The sequence below is a fragment of the Magnetospirillum fulvum MGU-K5 genome (assembly GCF_000442515.1).
Classification (GTDB): domain Bacteria; phylum Pseudomonadota; class Alphaproteobacteria; order Rhodospirillales; family Magnetospirillaceae; genus Phaeospirillum; species Phaeospirillum fulvum_B.
Genome location: NZ_AQPH01000094.1, coordinates 1 through 10,295, shown reverse-complemented (window position 1 = coordinate 10,295; position 10,295 = coordinate 1). Strand labels below are relative to the sequence as shown.

The 10,295-nt window shown below is 65.3% G+C and carries 12 protein-coding genes, 1 pseudogene and 1 riboswitch; of the genes and pseudogenes, 4 read left to right on the top strand and 9 right to left on the bottom strand.

Annotation, left to right across the window (positions count from 1 at the left end; genetic code table 11):
• Positions 1-193, top strand: a pseudogene (locus K678_RS19195) (C4-dicarboxylate ABC transporter); the annotation flags it as partial.
• A gap of 50 nt (positions 194-243) precedes the next feature.
• Here the strand turns inward: K678_RS19195 and dctP are convergent.
• A complete protein-coding gene (dctP, locus tag K678_RS15955; protein WP_021133507.1) occupies positions 244-1,332 on the bottom strand; it encodes a TRAP transporter substrate-binding protein DctP in 1,089 nt (362 codons plus the stop codon).
• Between the two features lie 129 nt (positions 1,333-1,461).
• Positions 1,462-1,540, top strand: a riboswitch (SAM riboswitch).
• Between the two features lie 75 nt (positions 1,541-1,615).
• Between dctP and metZ the strand changes: the two genes are divergently transcribed.
• From metZ to folE, 3 genes are all read left to right on the top strand, one after another.
• Entirely contained in the window at positions 1,616-2,821 is a 1,206-nt protein-coding gene (gene metZ / locus K678_RS15950; protein ID WP_021133506.1) for an O-succinylhomoserine sulfhydrylase, read from the top strand.
• Positions 2,822-2,934: 113 nt separating this feature from the next.
• Positions 2,935-3,327, top strand: a complete 393-nt coding sequence (gene apaG, locus K678_RS15945) for a Co2+/Mg2+ efflux protein ApaG (RefSeq protein WP_021133505.1) — start codon at positions 2,935-2,937, stop codon at positions 3,325-3,327.
• Between the two features lie 20 nt (positions 3,328-3,347).
• The gene (gene folE, locus K678_RS15940) at positions 3,348-3,986 is read left to right on the top strand and encodes a GTP cyclohydrolase I FolE (RefSeq protein WP_021133504.1); all 639 of its coding nucleotides are present in this window, start codon (positions 3,348-3,350) and stop codon (positions 3,984-3,986) included.
• Between the two features lie 32 nt (positions 3,987-4,018).
• Here the strand turns inward: folE and K678_RS15935 are convergent, their stop codons facing one another.
• From K678_RS15935 to K678_RS15900, 8 genes are all read right to left on the bottom strand, one after another.
• A complete protein-coding gene (locus K678_RS15935) occupies positions 4,019-4,288 on the bottom strand; it encodes a hypothetical protein (protein ID WP_021133503.1) in 270 nt (89 codons plus the stop codon).
• A 92-nt stretch (positions 4,289-4,380) separates the two neighbouring features.
• Positions 4,381-5,688, bottom strand: a complete 1,308-nt coding sequence (locus K678_RS15930; RefSeq protein ID WP_021133502.1) for a UDP-glucose dehydrogenase family protein — start codon at positions 5,686-5,688, stop codon at positions 4,381-4,383.
• A 21-nt stretch (positions 5,689-5,709) separates the two neighbouring features.
• The gene (gene galU, locus K678_RS15925; RefSeq protein WP_021133501.1) at positions 5,710-6,582 is read right to left on the bottom strand and encodes a UTP--glucose-1-phosphate uridylyltransferase GalU; all 873 of its coding nucleotides are present in this window, start codon (positions 6,580-6,582) and stop codon (positions 5,710-5,712) included.
• 157 nt (positions 6,583-6,739) lie between these two features.
• Positions 6,740-8,866 carry a heavy metal translocating P-type ATPase gene (locus K678_RS15920; protein WP_021133500.1) on the bottom strand — a complete coding sequence of 709 codons (2,127 nt, stop codon included), beginning with the start codon at positions 8,864-8,866 and terminating at the stop codon, positions 6,740-6,742.
• A complete protein-coding gene (locus K678_RS15915; protein ID WP_021133499.1) occupies positions 8,863-9,183 on the bottom strand; it encodes a hypothetical protein in 321 nt (106 codons plus the stop codon). The genes K678_RS15920 and K678_RS15915 overlap by 4 nt, the downstream gene beginning before the upstream one ends.
• Positions 9,158-9,502 carry a hypothetical protein gene (locus K678_RS15910; RefSeq protein WP_021133498.1) on the bottom strand — a complete coding sequence of 115 codons (345 nt, stop codon included), beginning with the start codon at positions 9,500-9,502 and terminating at the stop codon, positions 9,158-9,160. The genes K678_RS15915 and K678_RS15910 overlap by 26 nt, the downstream gene beginning before the upstream one ends.
• Entirely contained in the window at positions 9,499-9,756 is a 258-nt protein-coding gene (locus K678_RS15905; protein WP_021133497.1) for a hypothetical protein, read from the bottom strand. The genes K678_RS15910 and K678_RS15905 overlap by 4 nt, the downstream gene beginning before the upstream one ends.
• Before the next feature lie 25 nt (positions 9,757-9,781).
• Complete coding sequence (locus K678_RS15900; RefSeq protein ID WP_021133496.1) at positions 9,782-10,138, bottom strand: hypothetical protein; 357 nt, start codon at positions 10,136-10,138, stop codon at positions 9,782-9,784.
• Positions 10,139-10,295: the final 157 nt, after the last annotated feature.

The following is a 10,295-nucleotide window of genomic DNA, read 5'->3' as shown; positions in this document are numbered from 1 at the left end:
GGTCACCACCGGCCAGATTTACTGGGGGGCGGTGCCGTTCGTGCTGATCCAGCTTCTGATGGTGGGGTTGGTGATCGCCTTCCCCAATCTGGTGCTGGGGTCGATCGAAAAGGCCGAGGCGGTCGATGCCTCGAAGGTCCAGATCGACATTCAGCAGGAAGATTACGGCGGCAGCCCCGCCGAATCGCAATAGACCAAGACGGAGCGAGGGAGCCGGTGTTTCGGCTCCCTCGTTCGTTTTGGCTACTTCTTCGGAATTCCGTTCAGGACGAAATTGTCAAAGCCATATTCGGCGACACGGAACCACGACCGCTGTTCCTCAAGGAACGCGCTCCAATGCTCGAACACCTTCTTGAAGGCCGGGTTGCTGGCGGCATCCTCGGCAAAGGTGTCCTGCGCCGCCTTGTAACAGGCCTGCATGATCTCTTTCGAGAACGGGCGCAGCTTGGCCCCGTTGCCGATCAGCCGCTTCAGCGCGGGCGGGTTCAGCACGTCGTATTTCGCGCTCATATGCAGGTTGGCGTCGGCACAGGCGGATTCGAAGATCGCCTGATAGGCCTTGGGCAGCTTTTCCCACGCGGCGATGTTGACCAGCATCGTCACCGTCGGCCCGCCTTCCCACCAGCCGGGATAGTAGTAATAGGGCGCGACCTTGTGGAAGCCGAGCTTCTCGTCATCGGCCGGGCCGACCCATTCGGCGCCGTCGATGGTGCCCTTTTCCAGAGCGGGATAGACGTCGCTGCCCGCCAGTTGCTGCGGCACGACGCCCAACTTGGTCAGCACCCGCCCGGCATACCCGGCGATGCGGAACTTCAGCCCCTTCAGATCGTCGACGGTCTTGATTTCCTTGCGGAACCAGCCGCCCATCTGGGTTCCGGTATTGCCGGCCGGGAAGTTGATGACGTTATAGCCGCGGAAGAAATCGCGCATCAGCTCCAGCCCGCCGCCCTGATACAGCCAGGCGTTCTGCTGCCGGGTGTTGGTGCCGAACGGCATCGTCGATTCAAAGCCGAAGGTCGGATCCTTGCCGACATAGTAATAGCTGACGGTATGACCGCATTCGACGGTTCCGGCCTGAACGGTATCGAGCACCTGAAGCCCGGGGACCAGTTCGCCCGCGGCAAAGCTGCGGATCTGGAACTTGCCGTCGGTGGCCTCGGCAACCCGTCGGGTGATGTATTCGCCGGTGCCGAACAGGGTTTCCAGGCTCTTGGGAAAACTCGATGCCAGGCGCCATTTGATCTCGGGCTGGGTCTGGGCCAGCGCCGGGGCGGCGAGCGTGCTGGCCGCTGCGCCCAAGGCCGCAGAGGTCAGAAAAGTCCGTCGTTCCATCCAACGTCTCCTCGATTTCGTCGTTCCGGGACGCAGCGAAGCGGGCCCGGTTCAAGCAATCCCCATCCTACAGCAACGCGCGCGTCGCGCCAGCAGAGGCGCTTGACGCGCGGGTCGGCGGGGGTCTATCACTGACCCCGTGGTGATTTGTCCGACCGGATTGCGGCCACGTTAAAAAAACCGCTAAAGAGGTCCTGCTCCGGTTTGGAGCCATGGTGCCTCAGAGCGCGGCCATTTGCCGGTCAGACCAGCAGAGTGTGCATGCCTTAAGGAGGCAAGACCGATGAGCGACCGACTTCCCACCGATTCGAAGAGCTGGAGCCAGCAGACCCGCGCCATCCGCACCGGATTGGCGCGTACCGGATTTCACGAGACGTCCGAAGCACTGTTCATGACCTCGGGTTATGTCTACGACAGCGCTCAGGAAGCCGAGGAAAGCTTCGACGGAACCCGTGAGCGGATGGTCTATTCCCGGTTCCGCAATCCGACGGTGGCGGCGTTCGAAGATCGGCTGGCCGCGATCGAAGGGGCCGAAGCCTGCCGCGCCACTGCGTCCGGGATGGCGGCGGTGCATTGTGCGCTGCTGTGCCAGTTGAAGGCGGGCGACCGGCTGGTGGCCTCGCGGTCCTTGTTCGGCTCGTCGCAATGGATCATCGACGACTTGCTGCCCCGGTTCGGGATCGAGCGCGAGTTCGTCGATTGCGGCGACCTGCCCGGCTGGGAACGGGCGCTGTCCCGCCCCACCGCCTGCGTGCTGATCGAGACGCCTTCGAACCCGACGCTGGAGATTATCGACGTTCCGGCGGTGGCCGAACTGACCCACCGCGCCGGGGGACGGTTGGTGGTCGATAACGTCTTCGCCACCCCGATCCTGCAAAGCCCGCTGGAGCTGGGGGCCGACGTCGTCGTCTATTCCGCCACCAAGCATATCGACGGCCAGGGCCGGTGCCTGGGCGGCGCGATTCTGGGCGATGCCGCCTTCTGCAATGACATTCTGGGGCCGTATCTGCGCCATACCGGCCCGGTGATGTCGCCGTTCAATGCCTGGCTGCTGCTGAAGGGGCTGGAGACGCTGACCCTGCGGGTCGAGCGTCAATCGTCCAACGCCCTGGCTCTGGCCCAGTTGCTCGACAGCCACCCTGCCGTGGCCCGCGCTTTGTATCCCGCACTGGCCAGCCATCCCCAGCACGATCTGGCGATGCGGCAGATGCGGGGCGGCGGCACGATGATCGCGCTGGAGCTGAAGGGCGGCAAGGCGGCGGCTTATCGGCTGCTCGACGCGCTCAGCCTGATCGACATCTCGAACAATCTGGGCGACGCCAAGAGCCTGATCACCCATCCCTGGACCACCACTCACCAGCGCCTGACCGCCGAGGACAAGATCGCGATGGGGATCGGCGAGGGGATGTTGCGCCTGTCGGTCGGGCTGGAAGACGTGGTCGATCTGACCGCCGATCTGGGGGCTGCGCTCGACGCCGCCCTGGGCTGATACCGATAAGGCTGGGTTAGAACCGGACAAAAGAATAGAGTAGAGGGGGTAAGTCGGTGGTCTGCGGCTTACCCCCGCTTCGCCCCGTCCGGTTCGAGGAGGCTCCCCCCGCCATGTACAGCCACACTACCCGCGACATCACGGTGACGGTTCGTCCGTTCTTTCTCGAAGAGCAATCGGCTCCGGACGAAGGCCGCTATGTCTGGGCCTATCGCATCCGGATCGAAAATCTCGGCCCGCGTACCGTCCAATTGCTCAACCGCCACTGGATCATCACCGACGCCACCGGATGTAGTCAGGACATTCGGGGCGAGGGTGTGGTCGGTGCCCAGCCGGTGCTTCGTCCCGGCGAGAGTTTCGAATATACCAGCGGCGCGCCGCTGGCGACTCCGTCCGGGATCATGCACGGCAGCTACGAAATGGAAGGCGAGGGCGGCGAACGCTTTGAAATCGTCATTCCCGCCTTCTCGCTGGACAGCCCGCACGACCGGCCCAGCCTTAACTGATTGAACGGAGGTTTTCTCCCGTGACCGCTGACGATACCCCCCGGCGTCCGCTTTCCGGCGTTGTTCCCACCGTTTCGAACCGGCCCTCCCGCACCGAGGCCGAGGCGGCGGTCCGCACCCTGATCCGCTGGGCGGGCGATGATCCCGAACGCGAAGGGCTGGTCGGCACCCCCGACCGGGTCGCTCGGGCCTATGAGGAATTTTTCTCGGGCTACGAACAGGATCCGGTCGATATCCTGCACCGGACCTTCGAGGAAACCGACGGCTATGACGAGGTCGTGCTGTTGCGCGACATCCGTCTTGAATCCCATTGCGAGCATCACATGGTGCCGATCATCGGCGTCGCCCATGTCGCCTATCTGCCCGACCGCCGCGTCGTGGGGATTTCCAAGCTGGCTCGGGTCGTCGAGGTCTATGCCCGGCGGCTGCAAATTCAGGAAAAGCTGACCGCCCAGATCGCCAACACCATCAACGAGGTGTTGCAGCCGAAGGGCGTCGCGGTGGTGATCGAGGCGGCCCACCAATGCATGACGACGCGGGGCGTCCGCAAGGCCGGGGTGACGATGGTCACCAGCCGGATGTTGGGCGTGTTCCGCGACGATTCGGAAACCCGGCGCGAGTTCATGGCGCTGATTCAGTCGCGGCGCGGACTGGGCTGAGTCCGCCCGCTCTGGGGGGGCGACCCTCTCGCCTACTTGTCCGCCTTCGGCACCGGGACATCCTCGGCGCGGCCGTATTTGGCGTTGAGGCGGGTGGTGCAGGCGGCCTGCTCCGGCTCGGCCAACGGACCGCAATTGCCCTGCCAATCGTCGGCATAGGTGCCGGTGATGCGGAGGGACGGAGCCCCGGCCTCGGCCGGGGTTGGGGCCGGGGCGTCATGGTGCTGGCGGAGCGCCAGCGCGGTGACGATCGCGGCGATCAGGGCCAGGGCGATTCCAATCCGCAGAACGATCCGTTTCATGATGGCTCCTGGGTTCCGCCTGGGCTTTTCCGCCTCATCGGTTCAGACGGTGTGATCCGAACCGATGAGGGGCAAAGCCGGGACGGTCGAGGTTACACCCGACCGATGCTGCGATACTCGAAGCCGAGTTCCCGCATCTCCGCCGGTTCATAGACATTGCGCAGATCGACGATCCGGGGCGCACCCAACAGGGCCTTGACCCGGTCGAGATCGATGGCGCGGAACTCGTTCCACTCGGTGACGATCACCAGGCATTCCGCTCCGGGCAGAGTAGCATAGGCATCGTCGCAATAGACCACCTCGGGCGGCAACAGCTTCTTTGCCTCGGTCATGCCCTCGGGATCGAAGGTGCGGACGGTGGCCCCGGCCTCGACCAGCCCGGCGACGATGTCGATCGCGGGTGAATCCCGCATATCGTCGGTGTTGGGCTTGAAGGTCAGGCCCAGCACGGCGATGGTCTTGCCCGAGACGGAGCCGCCGCAGGCGGCAACCACCCGGTCGGCCATGCCTTTCTTGCGCCGGTCATTGACCTCGATCACCTGCTCGATGATCGACAGCGGCGAGTTGAAATCGCGCGCGGTCTGAACCAGGGCCAGGGTGTCCTTGGGGAAGCACGACCCGCCATAGCCCGGACCGGGGTGCAGGAACTTCTTGCCGATGCGGCCGTCCAGCCCGATTCCCTTGGCGACGTCATGAACGTCGGCGCCGACCTTCTCGCACAGATCGGCGATTTCGTTGATGAACGAAATCTTGGTGGCGAGGAAGGTGTTGCCCGCGTACTTGATCAGTTCCGAGGTGCGGCGCGAGGTGAAGACGATCGGGGTCTCGATCAGATACAGCACCCGGTAAAGCTGCTTCATCACCTTGCGGGCGCGCTCGGATTCGGTGCCGATCACCACCCGGTCGGGGCGGAGGAAATCGTTGATCGCCGAACCTTCGCGGAGGAATTCCGGGTTGGAGACGACATCGAACTCGGCATCGGGACGTCGCGCCCGGATGATCTTCTCGACCTCGTCGCCGGTGCTGACCGGCACCGTCGATTTGGTGACGATCACGGTATAGCCGTTCAGCGCGTCGGCGATTTCCTCGGCGGCGGCATAGACGTAGGACAGATCGGCATGACCGTCACCGCGGCGGGAGGGGGTGCCGACGGCGATGAACACCGCGTCGGCCTCGGCCACCGCCGTCTTCAGATCGGTGGTGAAGGACAGCCGGCCCGCCTCGACATTGGCGGCGACCAGTTCGTCCAGCCCCGGCTCGTAGATCGGCATCACGTTCTGGCGCAACAGGTCGATCTTGCGTGCGTCCTTATCGACGCAGACGACCTGGATACCGAATTCGGAGAAGCAGGTTCCCGACACAAGCCCGACATAGCCGGTGCCGATCATGGCGATACGCATGACGCGAAGGCTCCCTGGAGATCAGAACTGGAACGGTCGCAGCGCCGAACGGACCGCATCGCTGATGTCCGGGCGGTCGAGCGCGAAAGCAACGTTGGCTTCGAGCCAGCCCACCTTGTCGCCGCAATCGTAGCGGTTGCCTTCGAAGCGCAGCCCGTGGAAGGGAACGGTCCCGATCGTCTGGCTGATCGCGTCGGTCAACTGGATTTCGCCACCGGCACCCTTTTCCTTGCGGTCGAGCACTTCGAACACGATCGGATGCAGGATATAGCGGCCGATGATCGACAGGGTCGAGGGCGCCAGTTCGGGATCGGGCTTTTCGACCAGCCCGCGCGCCTTGGCGATACGGCCGTTATCGGTCTCGACGTCGAGAATGCCGTACCGCTTGGTGTGTTCGCGCGGCACGTCCGACACGGCGACGACATGGCCGCCGACTTCGGTGTGAACCGCGACCATCTGGCGCAGACAGGGCGTCTTCGACAAGATCAGATCGTCGGGCAGCAGAACCGCGAACGGCTCGTCCTCGACCAGATCGCGGGCGCACCACACCGCATGGCCCAGGCCCAGCGGCTCGCTCTGGCGGGTATAGGAAATCTGACCGGATTTGGGCATCCAGCTGGTGACCGCTTCGACCAGATCGAACTTGCCGCGCTCCTTCAAGGTGCGCTCCAACTCGGGGGCATGGTCGAAATGATCTTCCAGCGCGTTCTTACCGCGCCCGGTGACGAAGATAAAATGTTCGCAACCCGCCGCGGCGGCCTCTTCGACCGCGTACTGAATCAGCGGCTTGTCGACGACGGGCAGCATTTCCTTGGGCATCGCCTTGGTGGCGGGCAGGAAGCGGGTGCCCATGCCGCCAACGGGAAATACGGCCTTGCGCACATGACGAGCCATCGAAACCACTCCTTCGCGCCTTAAACGCCTGCTGGCCAGCGGGCGCGAGCCGCCGGTTCCAGCCGCGCAGTTGTGCCACGGTCGGTGGTCCGACGCAATCGCGGGCTGAACCAAGGCGCTCTGCGCCGGGTGCAGGGCGGCACGGACGCTGCGACCCTTATCCCGCCACAATCTGTTTCCGGGGGGATGTCGGCCGGTTGCTGCGCAACGGACGGGACCGCAGCGCGTTGAGCAGGATGCCCAGCGTCGTCCCGTTATGGAGGATCGCGGTCGAGATCGGCGACAACATCCCCAGCGCCGCCGCCGACAGGATGCCGGTGTTAAGGCCGACGGTCAGGCGGTAATTGGTGGCGATCAGCTCCATCGCCGCATTGGCGGCAGCCTTGGCGTCGGCGACGCACTCGATATCGTCCTCCAGCAGGGCGACATCGGCGGTCAGGCGGGCGATGTCGGCCCCCTTCATCATCGCGATGCCGACATGGGCTCCGGCCAGAGCGGGGGCATCGTTGATGCCGTCGCCGACAAAGGCGATCCGGGCTCCTTCGGCGGCCAGCGATTCGATGATGCGGGCTTTGTCCTCGGGCATCAACTCGGCATGGCAGGCGTCCAGGCCCAATTCCTCGGCCAGTTCGGCGGCGCGGTCGCGATGGTCGCCGGTCAGCAGCAGGATGCGGCGGACGCCCAAATCGCGCAGGCGGCGCAGCATCGCGACGGTGGTGGGGCGAACCGAATCCTTCAGCGCGATCACGCCGAGCAGTCGCCCGCCAAAGCCGATGAACAGCAGGGTTTTGCCGTCTTGGTACAGGCGATCGATGATCTCGGCCTGCGGGGCGATGTCGATCCCTTCGTCTTCCTGGACGAAATGGCGCGAGCCAACGACGATCCGCTTGCCGTCGATCACGCTGGCGACGCCGTGGGCGACGATGAACTGGACTTCCTGATGATCGAAATGGCGATGGTTTTCGGTGGCGCGGGCGGCGGTGACCACCGCCATTGCCAGCGGGTGGAAGTAATGTTCCTCGACCGAGGCGGCGAGGCAGATCAGATCGTCGGGGGTGAAGGTCGGATCGAAAGCGATCGCGTCGGTCACCTGCAACAGGCCGGTGGTCAGGGTGCCGGTTTTGTCGAACACGAAGGTATCGGCCTGGGCGAGGCGCTCCAGCGCGCTGGCGCCCTTGACCAGGATGCCCGCCCGCGCCGCGCCATACATCGCCGATTTGAAGGCGACCGGGGTGGCCAGTTTCAAAGCGCAGGAATAATCGGCCTGAAGTACGGCGGCGGCGCGGCGCCAGTCGCCCGAGACGGCGAAGGCGCCTCCGGCCAGCTTCAGCACCAGCGGCACCAGCCGGTCGGCCAGCCGCGACGCTTCCAGTTGCGCCTCGCTTTTGACCACCAGCGATTGTTCGACGTAATCGGCGATGCGGGCGGCGGCGGTGCGTCGTCCCACCTGCTCGGCATAGATCGACAGCCGTCCCTCTTCGACCAGCGTGCCCGACAGGACCAGCGATCCCCGGCTTTTTTCGATCGAGACGCTTTCCCCGGTCATCGCCGCTTCGTTGACGGTGGCCTCGCCCGCCAGCACGGTTCCATCGACCGGGATCACCGTCCCGGTGCCGACGATCACGGTATCGCCGACGGCGACCTCGGCGGCGGGGATCAGCACTTCCTCGTCCCCCCGCATCACCCAGATTTCGTCGCTGGAGGGGCGGAGCAGATGTTTCAGCAAATCGTCGGAGCGCCGTGCCACCGAATGTTCCAGATGCTCGCCCAGCGCCAGCATGAAGGTGGTGGTGTTGGCGGCGGTGTAATCGGCCCGCGCCAGCGAGATCGACACCGCCATGGCCTCAAGCCCGTGCGAGGTCACTCCGTTCTCGCTGTAATCCCGGACCGCGTGGCGCAACAGCGGCAAAGCGGCGGCCAGCGCGACCGGCAGCCGCAACGGTGGCGGCAGCAACGGGGTCATCAACAGCGTGGTCAGGCTGCTGCCCAGACCGGACGAGGCGGGCGGTGCGGGCACGGCCCCGTTGGTCACCAGCGATGGCAGCAGGGCGGCGACCGCATCGCGCAGGGTTTCGGCTGTGGTCTCGTTCGGGTCGAACGCGAGGATCAGCGACCGCGCCGCCGGATTGATCCGCGCCGTGGTGACGCCGTCCAGTTCCGAGACGGCCCGCAGCAGGGGCGCGGTGGCGACCGGCCCGGTGACGGGGCGATAGCGTAGCCTGATCCGCCCCGGAACGCGGTGGACCACCTCCACCGCGCCGATCCGGCCGCCCACCGCGATCATACAGCGCCGCTTTGTTCGGCTTGCAACTCCGCCTGTATGTCGGCGACCTGTTCCTTGACTTCCTCCAGCCCGCCGACCAAACCGCTATACAGCTTGACCCCGGACTTGATCAGCTTGCCGCGCAATTCCTCGTCGCTGAGGACATAGGCGGCGGCGGCACCGATCGCGGCGCCCAGCAGGAATTGCTCGGTCCGCCCGGCGGGCAGCATCCGGGCCAGACCGGCGAACAGACCGCCATTGCCCGCCTGCGGGGCGGCGACGACGAAGCCGCGCTTGCCGTATTTGTTTTTCTTAGATTTTTTCTTCTTCTTGGCCAAGGTCGGCCTCCTCGTTCGATCGGTGGGTCAGCAGGTATTCCGCCGCCAGCACGCCGCCGGCGCCCAGCGCCGTCGCCGCCAGCACGGTGGGATAATCGCGTTGCCGCAACGCCTCGGCCACCACGGTCGCGGCGGCAAGGGCGGCACCGCCCTGAAGGGCGTGGCGCAAAACCTTGCGGGGGTGCGGTTGGGGCAAGACCGGCTCCAGCCGGTCCTGAATCAGGCTGAGCAGGCCGGTGCCGACAAAGCCGCGCGCGAAGGCGGCTGCCGCTTCGGCTCTGGCCTGACGCTTCGCGGCCTTGCCCTTGCCGCGTTTCACGGCTTGGGTCCGGTCTCGGGTTCGGCGGCATCGGCAGCGGGGGTCAGTTTGCCGCGCAGATTGGCCGAAGATTTCTCGATCGCGGTGAGGCCGGAGACGGTGGCGTCGCGCAGGCCGCTTTTGGCCTGATCGAGACCGTGACGGGTCTTGTGGCTCAGCGCGGTCAGAGATTCCTTGCCCTTGCTGTTCTTCAAGGCGCGGACGCCGACAATTCCGGTCACCAGACCGGTGGCGAAAAGCAGAACGGGATGCATGTCCAGGAATCCTTTCGGGACGGGGTCAAGCGGGGGTGCGGCTGGGGCCGGCCAGCCGCTGGGTCAGGGCCAGCGCCGCGTCCGATCGGGTGCCCGCGATCAGATCGGTCCAGGCGATGGGCGCGATCTCGGCCGGGTCGTATTCGACAAGGCAGGATCGCGCCAGCAGGTTCAGTGAAACAGAGCGGATACCGGGCGCGGTCGAGGCGGTGGCGACGAATTGCTTCACCTCGGCCAGGACGTCGCCCAACCCGCTTTCACCCGCCAGCTTGAGCCGGATACGGCCGGGAATGTGGTGGGCGATGCGCAGCCAGGCGGCATAGCGGGCGATCTTCCACGTTTCGTCGGTCGGGTCGGCGGCACGGGCGGCGGAGGATGGCATCCGGAACTACCTCAGCATTTTCTGACGGTTGTAAATGAGGTGGACCAGCAGCAAAGCGAGATTGACCCCACCGGCGGCGGCGTGCACCCTTTTGCTAAAGCCCAGGCTGGCCAGCATCACGAAGGTGGAAGCGAGCAGGCCGATCTTGGCGGCCTTG